This is a genomic window from Isoptericola halotolerans (assembly GCF_045689585.1).
GTDB classification, from domain to species: Bacteria; Actinomycetota; Actinomycetes; order Actinomycetales; family Cellulomonadaceae; genus Isoptericola; species Isoptericola halotolerans_B.
The window spans coordinates 2,298,905-2,315,338 of record NZ_CP140108.1 but is presented as its reverse complement, the minus strand read 5'-3'; the positions used below and the strand labels follow the sequence as shown (position 1 = coordinate 2,315,338).

Annotated in this window: 13 protein-coding genes; 6 read left to right on the top strand and 7 right to left on the bottom strand. The window is 73.9% G+C overall.

Annotation, left to right across the window (positions count from 1 at the left end):
• Positions 1 to 22: 22 nt before the first annotated feature.
• Positions 23 to 976 carry a sulfite exporter TauE/SafE family protein gene (locus UQW22_RS10750; protein ID WP_407316942.1) on the top strand — a complete coding sequence of 318 codons (954 nt, stop codon included), beginning with the start codon at positions 23 to 25 and terminating at the stop codon, positions 974 to 976.
• A complete protein-coding gene (cysC, locus tag UQW22_RS10745) occupies positions 973 to 2,208 on the top strand; it encodes an adenylyl-sulfate kinase (protein ID WP_407316940.1) in 1,236 nt (411 codons plus the stop codon). The genes UQW22_RS10750 and cysC overlap by 4 nt, the downstream gene beginning before the upstream one ends.
• A 39-nt stretch (positions 2,209 to 2,247) precedes the next feature.
• Here cysC and UQW22_RS10740 read toward each other — a convergent pair whose 3' ends face one another.
• Positions 2,248 to 3,210: an ABC transporter ATP-binding protein gene (locus UQW22_RS10740; RefSeq protein WP_407316938.1), complete on the bottom strand. Its 963-nt coding sequence runs from the start codon at positions 3,208 to 3,210 to the stop codon at positions 2,248 to 2,250.
• Positions 3,203 to 4,198, bottom strand: a complete 996-nt coding sequence (locus tag UQW22_RS10735) for an ABC transporter permease (protein ID WP_407316936.1) — start codon at positions 4,196 to 4,198, stop codon at positions 3,203 to 3,205. Before UQW22_RS10735 ends, UQW22_RS10740 begins: the two co-directional genes overlap by 8 nt.
• A 116-nt stretch (positions 4,199 to 4,314) precedes the next feature.
• On the opposite strand from UQW22_RS10735, the gene UQW22_RS10730 reads away from it, so the two are divergent.
• Positions 4,315 to 5,598, top strand: coding sequence for a CDP-glycerol glycerophosphotransferase family protein (locus UQW22_RS10730; RefSeq protein ID WP_407316934.1), 1,284 nt, complete (start codon positions 4,315 to 4,317; stop codon positions 5,596 to 5,598).
• A 50-nt stretch (positions 5,599 to 5,648) separates the two neighbouring features.
• On the opposite strand, the gene UQW22_RS10725 is transcribed toward UQW22_RS10730, so the two are convergent.
• Complete coding sequence (locus UQW22_RS10725) at positions 5,649 to 7,121, bottom strand: glycosyltransferase (protein ID WP_407316932.1); 1,473 nt, start codon at positions 7,119 to 7,121, stop codon at positions 5,649 to 5,651.
• 70 nt (positions 7,122 to 7,191) lie between these two features.
• On the opposite strand from UQW22_RS10725, the gene UQW22_RS10720 reads away from it, so the two are divergent.
• The 3 genes from UQW22_RS10720 to UQW22_RS10710 all read left to right on the top strand — a co-directional run bounded on the left by UQW22_RS10720 (position 7,192) and on the right by UQW22_RS10710 (position 11,869).
• Positions 7,192 to 9,525, top strand: a complete 2,334-nt coding sequence (locus UQW22_RS10720; protein ID WP_407316930.1) for a hypothetical protein — start codon at positions 7,192 to 7,194, stop codon at positions 9,523 to 9,525.
• A gap of 86 nt (positions 9,526 to 9,611) precedes the next feature.
• The gene (locus UQW22_RS10715; RefSeq protein ID WP_407316928.1) at positions 9,612 to 10,640 is read left to right on the top strand and encodes a hypothetical protein; all 1,029 of its coding nucleotides are present in this window, start codon (positions 9,612 to 9,614) and stop codon (positions 10,638 to 10,640) included.
• The gene (locus tag UQW22_RS10710; RefSeq protein WP_407316926.1) at positions 10,637 to 11,869 is read left to right on the top strand and encodes a DUF6716 putative glycosyltransferase; all 1,233 of its coding nucleotides are present in this window, start codon (positions 10,637 to 10,639) and stop codon (positions 11,867 to 11,869) included. Before UQW22_RS10715 ends, UQW22_RS10710 begins: the two co-directional genes overlap by 4 nt.
• Before the next feature lie 87 nt (positions 11,870 to 11,956).
• On the opposite strand, the gene UQW22_RS10705 is transcribed toward UQW22_RS10710, so the two are convergent.
• From UQW22_RS10705 to UQW22_RS10690, 4 genes are read right to left on the bottom strand one after another with little or no spacing between them, the layout of a single operon-like run.
• Entirely contained in the window at positions 11,957 to 13,036 is a 1,080-nt protein-coding gene (locus UQW22_RS10705; protein ID WP_407316924.1) for a glycosyltransferase family 2 protein, read from the bottom strand.
• Positions 13,029 to 14,498, bottom strand: a complete 1,470-nt coding sequence (locus UQW22_RS10700) for a polysialyltransferase family glycosyltransferase (protein ID WP_407316922.1) — start codon at positions 14,496 to 14,498, stop codon at positions 13,029 to 13,031. Before UQW22_RS10700 ends, UQW22_RS10705 begins: the two co-directional genes overlap by 8 nt.
• The gene (locus UQW22_RS10695) at positions 14,495 to 15,466 is read right to left on the bottom strand and encodes a glycosyltransferase family 2 protein (RefSeq protein ID WP_407316920.1); all 972 of its coding nucleotides are present in this window, start codon (positions 15,464 to 15,466) and stop codon (positions 14,495 to 14,497) included. The genes UQW22_RS10700 and UQW22_RS10695 overlap by 4 nt, the downstream gene beginning before the upstream one ends.
• Positions 15,467 to 15,502: 36 nt before the next feature.
• Positions 15,503 to 16,399: an N-acetylneuraminate synthase family protein gene (locus tag UQW22_RS10690; RefSeq protein WP_407320780.1), complete on the bottom strand. Its 897-nt coding sequence runs from the start codon at positions 16,397 to 16,399 to the stop codon at positions 15,503 to 15,505.
• Positions 16,400 to 16,434: the final 35 nt, after the last annotated feature.

Sequence of the window (16,434 nt, the reverse complement as noted above, 5' to 3'; positions counted from 1 at the left end):
CCGCCGGTGGTGGCGGCGCGGCATGATCGACATCGACCCCGGCCTGATCGTCGGAGGTCTGCTGGTCGGCTTCATCGTGGGGCTGACCGGGATGGGCGGCGGCGCCCTCATGACCCCCATGCTGATCTTCGTCTTCCGCGTCGACCCGCTCGTCGCCGTCTCCAGCGACATCGTGGCGAGCCTCTTCATGAAGCCCGCGGGCGCGGTCGTGCACCTGCGGCGGCGCACCGTGAACCTCCAGCTCGTGCTGTGGCTGTGCATCGGCTCGGTGCCCGCCGCGTTCTGCGGGGTGTTCATCATCCGGGCGCTGCCGTTCGGGGACTCGCTCGACGAGGCGCTGCAGGTGATCCTCGGCGTCGCCCTGCTCATGGCCGCCACCATGCTGGTCGTCCGCGCGGCCCTCGGCATGGTCCAGCACCGCCGCGCGCTCGGAGAGGGCCCCACCCGGCCCACGAACGCCGAGGTCGTCGTCCGCAAGGTCCCCACGGTGATCCTCGGCGTCGTCGCCGGCCTCATGGTCGGGATGACGTCGGTGGGATCGGGCTCGATCATCATCGTCGCGCTGCTCATGCTCTACCCGGCGCTCAAGGCCTCCAACCTGGTGGGCACCGACCTCGTCCAGGCCGTCCCCCTGGTCGCGGCGGCCTCGCTCGGCCACCTGCTGTACGGAGAGTTCTCGCTCGCGCTGACCACGTCCCTGCTCATCGGTGCGATCCCCGGTGCGTGGTTCGGCGCCCAGGTCTCCAGCCGCGCCCCCGGCGGGCTCATCCGCCGCGCGCTGGCCATCCTGCTGCTCGCCTCCGGCCTGAAGCTCCTCGGCGCCTCCGTCGCCGTCGTCGCCGGCGCCGCGGTCGCCGCCCTGGTGCTCGGCAACCTCGCCTGGGTGGTCGTGCGCGAGCAGCTCAAGAAGCGTCCGCTCCCACCGACGCCCCGCGAACCGGCCACGGCCACCAAGGACGGCACCGAGAGCCCATGAACCTCCCCCCGAGCACCCACGTCCTGACGGCCGACGAGCTCGACCTGCTCGAGCTCCACCTCGGTGGCGGCACCCCGACGATGTCGCTGCCCGGGACCGCCGAGCCCCCGGTCACGCTGACCGACGCCGAGAACACTCCGCTCGCCGTCCTGGACGCGGACGGGCACGCCGTCCCGGTCAAGCCGCTCGCCCGGGCCGCCGGACCGCACTGGGACCCGAGCCTGCGCCGACCGGCCCACGACGTCCGCGACGGCGTCCGCCGCGCCGTGGGCCCCGACGCCGACGTCCTCGCCGTGGTGGTCGAGGAACCGCCCACCCGTGACGAGCTCGCCGCGCTCGCGGACCTCACGGCCGGAGCGGCCGCCGTCGTCGTCCTGGCTCCCGCCGCGCGGCGCCCTCCGCGGCCCGGCACCCTCGGCGGGCCCGGTCTGGCCCGCGCCGCCGTCGTCGTGCGCGACGCGCTGCCCGCCCCGGTGGCGGGACGCAGCACCGCCGCCGTCGTCCCCTGGCCGACGGCGACGCCCGGCGCGACCGAGCCGACCTGGGACCAGGTCGGCGCGGCCTACGGGGCGGACCGGGCGGTCCGCCTCGCCGACCACCGCGCCGCGGCCACGCGCGAACGCCTCGCCCGCCTGGACGGGCTCTGGGCCACCGAGGTGGACGCGCTGTTCCCCGACGCCGTCGCCGCGGAGGTCACCCGTGCCGCACAGGGCGCCCGCCAGGAGGGCACCGTCGTGTTCTTCACGGGCCTGTCCGGCTCCGGCAAGTCGACCGTCGCCCGCGCGCTGGCCGCCGAGCTCGACGACGAGGGCCGGCACACCACGCTGCTCGACGGCGACGAGGTGCGCCAGCACCTGTCCCAGGGGCTCGGGTTCGACAAGGTCTCGCGCGAGCTGAACGTCGAGCGGATCGGCTACGTCGCCTCCCTGGTCGCCTACCACGGCGGCACCGCCGTCGCGGCGCCCATCGCGCCGTTCGCCAGCGGGCGCGCCCGCGTGCGCGAGCTGGCGGAGGCCGCCGGGCGCTTCGTGCTCGTGCACGTGTCCACCCCACTCGAGGTGTGCGAGGCCCGCGACCGCAAGGGCCTCTACGCCAGGGCGCGCGCCGGCGAGATCGCCGAGTTCACCGGGATCTCCTCCCCCTACGAGGAGCCCGACGACGCCGACCTCGTCGTCGACACGTCGGTGACGTCCGTCGAGGACGCCGTCGCCCAGGTGCGCGCGCTCCTCTGACGCGAGTGGCGTGCCCGGCGCGAGCGGGCCGGGCACGCCCTACTTCTTCTTGTCGTCGCCCCCGTTGCGCCGGCGACGCGCGCCGCCGGCGCGACCCCCCGACCGCGCCTGGCGGTGCGCCCGGACGAACTGCCGGTAGGCCGCCGTGACCTCCTCGACCGGCCCGTCCATGACGAGCTTGCCCTGGTGCATCCACAGCACGCGGGTGCACATGGCCTCGATGGTCGTGATCGAGTGGCTCACGAGGAACACCGTGCCCGCCTGCTGGCGGACCTCCTCGATCCGCGCCTTGGACCGCGACTTGAAGGCCGCGTCACCCGTGGCCAGCGCCTCGTCCACCATGAGGATGTCCGGGATCGCGGCCGAGCTGATCGCGAACCGCAGCCGGGCGGCCATGCCCGAGGAGTACGTCTTCATCGGCAGGTCGACGAAGCTGCCGATGTCGGCGAACTCCACCACCTCGTCGAACTTCTCGTCGATCTGCTTCGGCGTCATGCCGAGCGCCAGACCACCGATCTCGATGTTCTTCGCCCCGGTCATCTGCGGCATCAGCGCCGCGTTGACGCCCAGCAGCGCCGGCTCGCCGTCGACGAAGACCGACCCCGAGTGCGGCGGGATGAGCCCCGTCACGGCCCGCAGCAGCGTCGACTTGCCGGAGCCGTTGATCCCGACGATGCCGATGGACTCGCCGTGCCGCGCCGTGAACGACACACCGCGCACCGCGTGCACCTCGCTCACCGCCCCGACGTGCTGGCGCCCTGCGCCGAGCAGCCGCTTGACGAGCGGCTTCTTCTTCGGCGCCGCCGCCTGCACGTGCGCACCGGACTTCTCCGCCCGCTCGCGGCTCTTGCCGCCGAACACGCGGAACACGATGTGCAGGTCGTCCACGACCAGGCACGGGTCGCCCAGCGGGATCGTGCCCGCGTGCTCCCCGGCGTCGTCCTCCTCGACCTCGAGGTCGAAGTCGAGGTGCGCGTCCGCCTCGGTCACGTCGTCAGTCACGTCCGTACCTCTCCTCACCGCGCCAGAAGATGATGAACCCGGCCACGAAGAACACGATCGCCCACACGACGCCGAGGATCCACATGAAGGGGTCCTGCACGAACGCGTCCTCGTCCATCAGGGACGAGCGCCCCAGGTAGAGGTAGACGGCGATCGGCTGATACTCCAGGATCGGGCCCAGCCACACCTGGATCCCGTCCGGCAGCTCCTGGACGTACCGCACCACCGGGAAGATCACGCCCGAGCCGTACATGGCGAACCGCAGGACGAACGAGATGACGTTGTCCAGGTCCGGGGTGATGGCCACCGCCCGGGCCATGACGAAGGCCAGCCCCATGTTGAAGATCCACAGGAGCGCCACGGCCGGGATGAGCAGCAGCCACTCCCACGTGACCGGCACACGGTCGTGGTCACCCATGTAGCCCGAGCTCCACACGATGACGCACATCACGACGAGCGCTGGGAAGAGGGTGGCCAGGTGGGACATGACGTTCGAGATCGGCAGCACCGCCCGCGGGAAGTGCAGCGACCGGATGAGGTTGCTCCGCTTGGCGATCGACTGGGCCCCGCCGTTGACGGACTGCTCGACGAACCGGAACAGGAACACGCCGATCACGATGAACGCGACGACGTTCTCGACACCGCCCCGGGCGATGTCGAGCAGCAGCCCGAAGATGAGCACGTAGACGGTCGCGTTGAGGACCGGGTTGAGGACCGCCCAGAGCTGCCCGAGGTAGGTGTTCTGGTTGCGCGCGTAGGCGGTCGCGGTGCCCAGCACCCGGATGAACGCCCACCGGGAGGCGACGTCCTTGACGTACGGCCACAGCCGAGGGCGCACGCCCATCTTGGTCAGGCCGTATCGTTCGGCCAGAGCAAGGCGCTCGGCCGACGACGTCTCCGGCACGATCGGGTCCGGTGGTTCCGGAGCTGCGGGTCGCTCGCCGCCCGGCGAGGCCGCACCCGCGGCCGGGGTCTTCTCAGAGGTCACGGTGGGTTGCGAACCTGTCCTTCAGGGGGGATCCGACCGCATGATCCTACCCACAAGGTGAGATACTGAGCGCCGCCCGCCCCCGGACGACGGCCCCTGGCCGAGGAAAGACACCGATGCCGAGATCCAGCACCACGTCCCGTCACCCGATCGCGCGTGCCCGCGCCGCTCTCGCGGCTGCGATCCTGGCCGTCGGGTCCCGCCTCAAGCGCACGTTGCGCACCACCGCCGGCAGCGGTCCCCCGTTCGACCTGCCGCTGTCGCAGATGCCGGCGGTGCCCGTCGTGGCGTACTTCGCCGACTCCCCGGCGACGATCTACCAGATCAAGCAGTGGCTGCCCGTCTTCGAGCAGGTGGCCCAGCGCCAGCCGTTCCTCATCGTCACCCGCAAGATGGACACGACGCGAGAGCTGCGCGACCTGACGGACCTGCCGGTGGCGTTCGCCCGGACCATCGACGGCGTGCTCGCCCTCTACGACCAGGTGGGCGTCAAGACCGTCATCTACGTCAACAACGGGATGCGCAACTTCCAGTCGCTGATCTACCAGCAGGCGCTGCACGTGCACGTCAACCACGGCGAGTCCGACAAGGTCTCGATGGTCTCCAACCAGGCCAAGTCCTACGACCGGGTGGTGGTCGCCGGGCAGGCCGCGATCGAGCGGCACCGCCGCGCCCTCATCAACTTCGACGAGGCCCGGCTGGCCGTGTGCGGCCGCCCGCAGCTCGACCTCGACGTCGCCCCGGCGCTGCCACCCGCCCCCGCCGGCGTGCGGACGGTGCTGTACGCCCCCACCTGGTCCGGGGAGAACGACGCCAACAACTACACGTCGCTGGACCGCTACGGCGTCAAGATCGTCCGCGCCGCGCTGGCCCAGGACGGCGTCCGCCTGGTCTACAAGCCGCACCCGCGCGTCATCAACGGCACCGACCCGGCCTGCGGCGCCGCGCACGACGAGATCCTCCACCTCGTCGAGACCGCCAACCACGGTGGCGGCAAGCACCTCATGCCGTTCGACGCCGACCCGCTGGCCGTCTTCAAGGGCGTCGACCTGCTCGTCACCGACATCTCCTCGATCGGGCTCGACTTCCTCTACCTGCACCCCGAGACGCCGATCATCCTCACCGACCGCCGCACGGACCGCACCCGGCTGGTGGCCGAGTCGCCCATCGCCGGAGCGGTCGACGTCGTCGACGGCGACACGGTGGGCACGGTCGCCGACCTCTTGCGGGACAACCTGGCCAAGGACCCGCGCAGCGACGCCCGGAAGGCCGCCCGCCAGCACTACTTCGGCTTCGAGCGCGGCGAGTCGAGCGCCCGGTTCCTCGACTTCGTCGACGAGTGCCTGCTCGAGCGCGACCGGCTCGTGGGTGCGGTCGCGGCGGCCGACGGCGGGAGCTGACCTGGTCCGGCCGCACGGCGGACCGGCCGGACCCGGTACAACGGGTCCGGTCAGTCCGCCGTCGCGGTCGTGGCGGTGCGGTGGCGCCCCTCGGCCCGCGCCGCCGCCGACCGGAACACCTGCGCCCAGCGTGCCACCACGGCGCCGTCGGCGTACTGCTCCGCCGTCGCCCGGGCCGCGTGCCGCATCCGGCGCACGTCGTCCTCGTCGAGGCTGAGCAACCGCTCGAGGCGGTCCGCGATCCCCTCGACGTCGCCGTCCGGCACGAGGAACCCGTCGACGCCGTCGGTGATGAAGTCCGCCGGACCGTAGCGCACGTCGTAGACGATCGGCAGGCACCCGCGCGACATGGCCTCGGCCAGCACCAGGGGCAGCCCCTCGCTGCGGCTGGTCAGGAGCAGGTACGACGCCTTGGCCAGCCGGTCGGCGGCGCGGGGGACGTAGCCGTGCAGACGGACACCGGTGGTCCGGCGTGCCGCCGCCTCCACCTCGGCACGGCGCGGGCCGTCCCCGTAGACGTCGAGGTGCATCCGCGCCCCGGTGCGCTCGGCGGCCAGCGCGTAGCCGGCGACGGCCTGGTCGACCTGCTTGCGGTCGGAGAGCTGGGCGACCACCGCCCCGGCGCCCCGGTCGCGGGCCCGGTCGGGAGCGACCTGCGGGAGGTCGGTGCTGTTCGGCACCACGTGGACGTGGTCGCGCGGACCGACCCGCTGCAGCAGGTCGCGTCGCTGACCCTCGGTGAGCAGCACCACCGCGTCGAAGTCGTCGAGGTGCCGCACGAAGGGCCGGCGGCTGGGCGACAGGGGTCCCAGCGCGTCGTCGGCGCGGCCGCTCAGGTGAGCCCCGTGCACGACGTGCGCGACCGCCGTGTCGGGCCGCTCCAGCCGGGCGAAGGGGCGGACCATCGACTTGCTGTCGACCACCACGTACGCGGGTCCGGGCGGCAGGATCCCGTCCATCCAGTCGGCGTACAGGTGCCAGATCGACGTCCAGCGCCGCCCCGGCCGACCCGCACGGTCGTAGACACGCACCAGGCGTCCGCGCCGGCGCACCTTCTCGACGGCCGCCAGCGTGCCGTCCGGGCGGAAGTGCCACCGCCGGACCAGCGCGCCGTCGTCGTCGACCTCGGAACGGGACCGACGTCCGTCCTCCACGCGGGGATACGTGCGGGGCTCCGCGTCGGGCGCGACACCCAGGGCGTCGTCCGGCCAGGCCGCGAGATCCTCCCACAGGTGGTGGAGGGTGACGCCGCCGTCGAGCTCGCCCGCCGTGCGCAGCCGCGCCCGGGCGCGCGCGGCGTCGAGCGCCGGGTCGAACGTGAGGATCTGCACCGGCTCGCCGGTGTCTCGCGCGAAGGCCCGCGAACGGCGGAGCAACGCCGACGTCATCCCGCCGTAGTCGTCCGGGATCGTCCACGTCACCGCGAGGTGACTGCCGCGGGGCAGCATCGGGTCGGCGGGGGCCGACGGCTTTCCCGTCTCGTGCCCCCGCAGCCTGTCGCGTAGTACACGGAGCAACGACACCCCATGATCGTAGGCAGCCCGGACGCTCTACGCTGGACGGACGCACCGGCTCGATCTGCTGGAGGACACCTTGCTGCGACAGGCCATGCGTCGGCTGGCACGTCTGATCGAACGCCCCGCACCCACCCCGCCCCCCGCGTCGCCGACGCCGACGCCGACGCCGACGCCGTCTTCGACGCAGTCGCCGTCGAAGACGAAGACCCGGCGGTCCCGCCAGGCGAACGACTTCGTCCGGTCCGTACGCCGGGCGCTGCGGGACCAGGACCCGCAGCGGGCCAAGGAGCTCCTGGCGGCCGAGCTGGCCCGCACCGGCGAGTCGAGCGACACGCACCTGGCCGCGGGCCTCGTCGCCCACGACGCCCGTCACTACCGGGCAGCGCTCGCCCACTTCCGCCACGACGAGGAGCGCGCGTTCCGCGTCACGCCCGTCCCCTACGTCGACGCGCTGTTCCGCATCGAGCCGGAGGAGGGGGTGGCCCGCACCGAGCAGTGGCTCGCCGACAGCGCCGACGGCTCCGCCACCCTGCGCGCCCGCACCTGGCACACGGTGCTGCGCCATCTGTTCCCCCTGCATCGCCCCGATCTGCGCCACGCCGTCCACGAGCGGACGCTGGAGGCCTACGAGGGCGACGAGGACCGTTGGCCCGAGGGAGCGGCCGAGATCGCCTGGCTCGAGCGGTGGCGGGGCGCCGGCGAGCACGAGGACGCCCCGGCACCGACCGGGCGAGTGGCCTTCGGGGTGCTCGACTACATGCAGCCCGGCAAGGGCAAGTCCTCGCAGAACATCGGTGACCACGTCCAGACGCTCGCGTCGATGGGGCACCTCGCGCGCCGGACCCGCCTGCGCTTCCACAGCCAGGAGCCCGACCTCGCGTCGTTCGTCACCGGCCTGCAGGAGAACGTCCGCCCGGAGCTGCGCCTCGACGGCGACTACGGGGCGGAGGTCGAGCTCTACCGCGTCGACCGCGACGGGTCCACGTTCCAGCGCTTCCCCGCCGAGACGTGGCTGCTCGAGTTCGGGTGGTTCATGCACGACCTCGCCGGCACCGGCGTCTGGGACTTCCCGCCGCACCGCAACCTGCGCCCCCTGTTCGTCTCGTTCCACTGCAACAAGCGCGGGCTCCTCACCACCGAGGTGCTGGACTACCTGCGCGAGCACGGCCCGATCGGCTGCCGGGACTGGACCACCGTCGACCTGCTGCTCTCGCTCGACGTCCCCGCCTTCTTCTCCGGCTGCCTCACCACCACCGTCAGCACCGTGTTCCCGCCGACGGACGCGCGGCCCGACGACGCGACCGTGTATGTCGACGCCGTGCGCGAGCCGGTGCCGGAGGGCGCGACGAAGGTGCGCCAGAGCTACCGCAAGGTCAAGGACCGCACCTACGTCGAGAACATGCGCGAGGCGTACCGGCTCCTCGACTGGTACCGCACGGACTTCACGCGCGTGGTGACCAAGCGGCTGCACTGCTACCTCCCGACGACGTCGCTCGGGATGGAGGTCGACTTCCAGCCCGCGCACAACGCCGACGTCCGGTTCAACGGTCTGTTCCGGCTGTCCCCGGAGGACTTCGAGGCCATCCGCACCGCCATGCTGGAGCGCCTGCGGCCCGCCCTCGACGCGATCCTCGCCGGCCGCCCCGCGGACGAGGTCTACGCCGTCTGGCGCCGGACCGTCGAACCGGAGGTCGAGGCGGCCCGGCGCCGGCACGCCGCGGACCCCGCTCCCCCGGCGCTGCCCGTCCGTGCGGGGGAGCTGGCCCGCCACCTCACCGTCTCACGACACGAGGGCACCGCGGAGCAGACGGACACCACCGAGGCCGTGACGGACGTCGTCCTGCTGCCCGACCGGTCCGAGCTGGACGCCGTCGACGACGCCGTCCGCTCGATCGAGGCCGCCGCGTCCGGACCGGTCCGCGTCTGGGTCGTCGAGCCGGACGCGTCCGGCGCGCTGGACGACGTGCTCGGCCCCACGACGAAGGGCGGCTCCCACCGGTCCGGGATGCTCCTGCCGGCCGTGCTGCTGCACCTCGACCGCGTGGTCGTCCTGCCGGTCGCCGAGACGGATGAGGACGCCACCGCGCTCGGTGCCGTCGACCTGGCCGGGCGCCCGCTCGCCGTGCGCCCCAGCACCCACTGGGACACCAGCGGGTTCGGGGTGCTGTACCGGGCGGCGCGTGCGCTCGACGACCACCCCGAGGTGGCCTTCGAGCTCTACCGCTCGATCCACGCCCGGCAGGTGTTCGACTTCGACGCGTTCGACGCCCGCGCCCTCGTGCTGGACCTCGACCGGCTGCGCCAGGACGGGTTCTCCGACACCGTGCTCGCCGACCACCGGGCGTTCGGCCTGGGGCTGCACCAGGTGCTGCACCTGTACGCCGGACCGGAGGTCACGACGATCCGGTGAAGCGTGCGGCGGGAAGCGCGGCCTCGTTCATCCGGTGGACACCCACGGGTCGCCCGCACGACGCCCGGGCGTGCTTCCCTGGACCTGTGAGCGCCCTGGTCGAGTCCCCGCTGCAGCTGCTGTGCGCCGTCGAGGCCCACGCCGCGGGCCATCTGCGCACGTCGTCCGACGACCGGACCCGGGTGGTGGCCCGCGCGGACGTCCCGACGCTGGCCACCGCCGTCGGCACCGTCCGTGACCTCGGGCTGCCCGACGGGCTCGACGTGATGGTCGGTCCCGCCGGGCGGTCGCTCGACGGCGCACCTGTCCACCTGGTCGGCGACCCGTTCTCCGGCGTCTTCCAGACCGCGCTGGCCCGCGCCGGCACCGTGGGGCGGATCGTCGTCGTCGACGACGGCCTGGCCACCCTCGACGTGGCGCGCCGTCTCGTGGACGCCGAGCCCATGGTCCGCCTCTCGACCCCCGCCGGTCCGCTGCGGTACACCCTGGGCACGCTCACGACGCGCCGGCTGCGGCGCCTGGCACGGGCCGGGCGGCTGACCCTGTGCACCATGCTCCCGCTCGACGACGACCTCACCGCCGCCCTCACCGCTCTGGGCGTCGACGTGGTCGAGCACTCGTTCGCCTGGCTCTCGTCGCGGCCCGACGACGGCGCCCCCGCCGAGATCGACGAGCCGACCGTCGTCGTCGGCTCCGGGCTGGTCGCCGACCGGCTCGTCCACGCCGACCAGTACGCGGCCTGGCTGACCGGCCTGGCCGCCGACGGGCCCGTGCGCTACATCCCGCACCGCCGCCACGACCCGCTGGTGACCGCCCTGTTCGAACAGCTCCCCGGGGTGCAGGTGGACGCGCCGGGAGCCCCCGTCGAGCTCCGGCTGCGCGGGCTGACCTCCGACCAGCGGGTCGTCTCGCTGCCGTCCACCTCCGCGGTGACGCTCACCCGGCTGCTGACACCACGCGGCGTCGGGGTGCTGCCGCAGGACGTGCCCGAGACGTGGTGGACGCCCCGCGCCACCCCCGCCCTGCGCGAGCACCTCGGGCTGGCCGCGGACCTCGCACGCGCCGCCGACGCCCGCCGCGACGACCGTCGACGCGGCTCGCGATCGGTCGCATGACCCCCGTCCGCGTCCTGGCCGTCGCCGACGCCGACTCCTACCTCAAGTGGGCGGCGTGGAGCCTCGCCCGGTTGCGTGACGACGGCGGCGCACCGACCGTGGACCCGGCCGTCGTCGTCGTCCGCTCCCCCCTGGCCCCGAGCACCGAGCAGGCCCACGCGGCGGTGGCCGGGACGGCTCTGAGCCCGCCCATGATGCTCTCCCCCGGTGCGCTCGCCCGCCTCGTGGCGACCCGGCGTCCGGACGTCGTCCTGGTGGCGGCCACCGGGCCCGTCGCCGAGCTCGTCGCCCGCCGCGTGCTCCGCGCCGTGCGGGGTGGCCGGCGACCTGCCCTCGTCGCCGGCCTGCCCGGCATGGCCCTGCCCGCCACCGAGCGCGGCACCGGGTGGCGCCGCTGGGCCGACGCGTTCGTCGTGCACGGCCGCCGCGAGGCCGCCCCCTACGCCACCGCGTTCGCCGCCCACGGCGCGACCCCGCGGATCGTGCTGTCCCGGCTGCCGTTCCTCGACGCCGCGAGCGGCCCGACCGCCGACGCCGCCATCCCGGCGCCATCGCCCCCCTCCCCGCAGCGCACCTCCAGCATCCCGCACCGCGTGGTGCTCGCGGCCCAGGCCAAGGTGCCGGCCACGCGCGAGGAGCGGGTCCGGCTGCTAGACGGCCTCGCACGCCTCACCGACGACGGCCTCGAGGTCACCGTCAAGCTGCGGGCCCGCGCCGGGGAGCGCCAGACGCACAACGAGCCGTACCCCCTCGACGCCCTCTGGACCGCCGAGCACCGGCGGCTCGGGCGGACCGCCGACGCGTTGAGCTTCGCCGTCGGGCCCCTGGCCGACCACCTCACCCCCGGCACCGCGCTGCTCACCGTCAGCTCGACCGCCGGGCTGGAGTCGCTCGCCCGCGGGCTGCCCACCGTGTTCCTCACCGACTTCGGCGTGGGCCCCGACCAGCTCAACGAGGCCTACGCCGGCTCCGGGTGCCTGCGACGGCTCGACGAGGTGGCCGCCACGCTGCGCACCGGCGGCCCGACGCCGGAGCCCGCCTGGTGCGAGGACGGCTACCTGCACGCCGGGGACGAGCTCGGGCCGGCGGTGCGCGCGCTCGCCGAGCGGTCGCGCGCCGGAACGCTGGAGCCGAGGGCCGTCGTCGGACCCTGGTCGTGGCCGCGGCACCTGTGGTCCGTGGCGCGGTCCGCGCTGCCCGTGGCACTCTCCGCGCGCCTCACCCGCTGACCTCTCCCGACGTCGGTGCCGAGCAGGACGTTGGTCCCGCTTTCGAGCCGCAATGCGGGCTCAACTTCCTGCTCGGCCGCCGAAAGGTCAGGCGCGGTGGTCCGCCGCCGCGCGAGCCGTGAGCCCGCGCACGAACCCGGCTCCCCAGCACACGTGCATCACCACCAGCACGACCGGCAGCACCAGCGCCGCCCGGGCGCGCAGGACCGGACGCCGCGCCGCCGCGTGGGCTGCCGCGGCCAGCACCCCCACCACGTACGCCACCGGCAGCGACAGGCCCGCGCCGACCACGAACGGCGACGCCACCAGCAGCCCGCACACCGTCAGCAGCACCGCGAGCGCCAGCACCAGCACCAGCGCCGGCGGCGCCAGGTAGCGCGGGCTCGCCGTCGACGGGTCCCGGCGGACCACCTCGCGGCGCCACATCCCGGTGCGCCAGAACTGCTTCGCCACCGCCCGCAGCGTGCGGCGCGGGCGGTACTCCACGACCAGCGACGGGTCGAACCACAGCAGCCCGCCCGCCCGTCGCAGGCGCAGGCACAGCTCCCAGTCCTCGGCCCGGAACAGCGTCGGGTCGTACCCGCCGACGGCCCGGACGGCATCGCGGCGGAACGCGCCGAGGTAGACCGTCTCGGTCTCGCCGGGGCGACCACCGGTGTGGAAGGACACCGCCCCGATGCCGGCCGGGTGGCTCATCGCCCGGGCGGCCGCCTCCTGCACCGCCCCGTCGCCCACCGGCGTCATCATCCCGCCCACGCCCACGGCACCCGTGGTCCGCAGCAGCTCGACGCACCGGCGCACGTAGTCCGGCGGCAGCTCGGTGTGCCCGTCCACCCGCACGACGACGGCGTGGTCGCCCGGCGTGCCGTCCTCCTCGTGCTCCATCGCCAGGTTCAGCCCGATCGACCGCGAGCCGGTCGGGTTGTCCACCACGGTGACCCGGTCGTCCTCGGCCAGCCGCGCGGCGATGCCCGCGGTGTCGTCGTGGGACGGACCCACCGCGAGGACCAGGTGCAGGCCACCCGCGTGGTCCTGGGCCAGCACCGAGCGCACGGCGTCCGCCAGGTAGGCCTCCTCGTCACGCACGCACGCGACGACCCGCACACCGCAGTCCCGCGGCAGGTCGCCCGCCAGCCGCAGCATGCCCGCGTCGTCCGGCTCAGCCATCCATCTCGCCCCTCACCGACGCGACGGCGGCCCGGACGTCGTCGCCCGCACCGGCGTACCGCCGCCGGACGAAACGACGCAGGCGACCGCCCAGCAGGCGCCGGTCGACGCCGTCCACCAGCGCGACCACCCGGGCCGAGCGCCACCGCGGCACCGGCAGCCCGCCGGGCAGACCGAGGGCGGTGAGGCGCTTGCGGCGGAACCACAGCCGCAGGGTGCTCTCGTCGAGCCCACCCAGCAGACCGGCCGCCTCCTCACGGAAGCGTGCCAGGAGCTGCGGCTGCTGGCAGTACGACACCGCGCGGACGAGCCGCTGCATCTCGGCCGGGTCCTGCCAGCGTCCGTCCGGCCGCCCGAGGGCGTCCACGACGACGGCCGGCACCCGGTTCGAGTTCGGGTACGGCTCGAGCCGCTCGAGCAGCATGCCGGTGCCGACGTTCAGGGTCGGCACGTCGTACAGGGCGCGGGCCGTGGCCAGCGCCGTCGAGAAGCAGGACACCACGAGCCCCGGCGCCGACTCCCCGTACAGCGACTCGGCGAGCACCGCGGCCGGCGCCACCTCGAGCCGGACGCCCACGCTCCGCGCGTGCTCGACCAGCTCCGCGGTGCCCTGGCGGGGTGCCGACGGGTGCGGCTTGAGCAGCACGTGCGTGAACCCGCGCTCCGCCGCCGCCTCCACCATGCGCCGGTGCAGCGCCGCCTCCTCGGTGTCCGTCACGAGCCCGATCGCCGCCATGTACTGGCCGAGCAGCAGGGCGTACGAGCCGGGTTCCGGCAACCGTTCCGCGAGCGTGCGCGGCACGACGGCGGAGTGCCCGTTGGTCGGTCCCCGCCGCTCGGCCCGGGCCACGTCGGTCGCCACGGCCTGCTCCGTCAGCGCACCGACGACCTTGCGGAACGCCTCCGCCGGCACGACGGCGCCCGGGACGTCCCACTCGGCGAGGAGCGTCGGGCGCACCCCCGGCAGCAGGTCGAGGTGCAGCAGGCGGTCGACGCGCCCGCCGACCTCGTGACGGAGGTCGAACCGCGTCGGGCCGTAGACCATCAGACCGTCGGCGTACACGCTCACCGCGGCCGAGGCGAAGACGGCGACGAGGGCTCCGGTCGGCGGCGTGGCCACCGACTCACCCACGATCTCCAGCGGTCCGTCGCCCAGCTCCCACCGCTCGCGCAGCAGCCGCTGCCACAGCGGGACGTCCGCGGGCCGCGGCTTCCACTCCTTGGGGTGGTGCGGCGTGATGACGTCGTTCCAGGCCACCACGGCGTCGAAGCGGTCGGCGAGCGCCGCGAAGGCCGGCCCCGCCGTGAAGTCGTCCGAGCACTCCGGGGCCGGCACGTTGTGCTGGACCACCAGCACCGTCCGGTCACGTCGGGGCAGGGCGCCCGCGTCCCAGGCCGCCGCCACCGTGGCCGCGCCGAACAGCGTGGACGCCGTGACGATCTGGGTGCGCACGTCGCTCACAGCGCCACCCCCTGCTTGCGGACGGTGCGGACCCGCTCGGGGCCGAGCGCGGCGACCTGCTGGGCGACGACCGACTTGTCGAACCGTCCCACCACCTGCCGGGCCCGCGCCGTCATCGTGTCCCACACGTCGTCCGGGTAGACCTTCCGGCGGGCCGCGTGGTGGTGCAGCACCGCCAGCACGTCCCGCAGCACCTTGGGCTCGTACTGGTCCAGGCCGTCACGGCGGAGCCGCTCCAGCACCGTGTCGTAGGCCTCGAGGAACCCGAGCTGGCGGCCGTCGCCGACGTCGGTGAGCGACCCGGTCACCGCCCGGCGGTAGACGTAGCCGGGCGCGTCCACGACCGCGTAGCGCCGGGTGCCGAGCAGCAGGCGCCAGGCCCACTCGCGGTCCTCCGCCGTCGGCAGGCCCTCGTCGAAGACGGCCAGACCGTCGTCGACCACACGCCGCGACAGGAAGCGCGAGGAGACCTGGACGTAGTTCACCATCGTGGACCGCGAGGTGGGCAGGATGCCGGTGCGCGGGTCGAGCGCCACGTGCCGGCGCGGCTCCGGCGCGCGGACCCTGCGCCGTTCGTTGCCGTACGCCTGCACCTGGTCGCACACCAGGAAGTCGACGTCGTACCGTTCGGCGGCGCCCACCATCGCGGCGAGGTGGCCGGGGAAGAACCAGTCGTCCGGGTCGAGGAACGTGACCCAGCGGCCGCGCGACTCCCGGACCCCCCGGTTGCGGGCTGCCGAGACGCCGTGCGGGGTGCGGTGGTGCACCCAGCGCAGAGCGGGAAGGTGCGCGGAGGCCTCCTCCAGCACCGCGAGGGTGTCGTCCGTCGACCCGTCGTCGACGACCACCACCTCGAGGTCGCACAGGTCGAGGTCCTGCCGCTGCAGGCTGCCCAGGGCGTCGGGCAGGTGCCCGCCGGCGTCCCGGGCGGGGACGACGACGGACACCTGGGGTCGAGAGACGGTCATGCGGTCCTGTCCTTCGTGCAGTGCTCTGGCTCGCGGTCAGGCGCCGACGCGGCGCAGGCGCGACATCGGCGCGAGCTCGCCGGGCATGACCTTCTTCTCGCCGTCGCCCAGGGCGTCCTGGAGGATGCGGATGTCGCGCACGAGGTTGCTGAGCCCCTTCGGCTCCAGCGACGCGGCGTGGTCCGAGCCCCACATCGCGCGGTCGAGGGTGATGTGCCGCTCGACCGCGACCGCGCCGAGGGCCACGGCGGCCAGCGAGATCTGCAGACCGGTCTCGTGACCCGAGTAGCCGACGGGCACGCCGTACCGCTCCTGGAGCGTGTTGATCGTGCGCAGGTTCGCCTCCTCCGGGGGCAGCGGGTACGTCGAGGTGGAGTGCAGGATCACCAGGCCGTCGGTGCCGAGGATCTCCACTGCCTCGTCGATCTGCTCGAGCGTGGACATCCCGGTCGACAGGATGAGCGGCTTGCCGGTGTCGGCGAGCGCCCGCAGCAGCTCGTGGTCGGTCACCGACGCCGAGGCGATCTTGTGCGTCGGCACGCCGAACTCCTCGAGGAACCCGACCGAGGGGACGTCCCACGGCGACGCGAACCACTGGAGACCCTGCGCCTTGGCGTACTGGTCGATCTCGGTGTACTGCTCGTGCTCGAACTCGACCTTGTACTTGTACTCCAGGTAGGTCATCTCGCCCCACGGCGTCTGCCGGATCTTGTCCCGCTGGTCCTTCGGGGTGGAGATCTCCGGCGTGCGCTTCTGGAACTTCACGGCCTGGCAGCCCGCGGCCACCGCGACGTCGATGAGCTGCTTGGCGATCTCGACGTCACCGTTGTGGTTGATGCCGATCTCCCCGATCACGTACACGGGCTCGCCCGTGCCCACGGCGTGCTCGCCGATCTGGACGGGCTGGGCCGGGGCGGTGGAGGTGGCGGTCATGACGGGGTCCTTCCGATGGGTGGTGATGCGGTCGC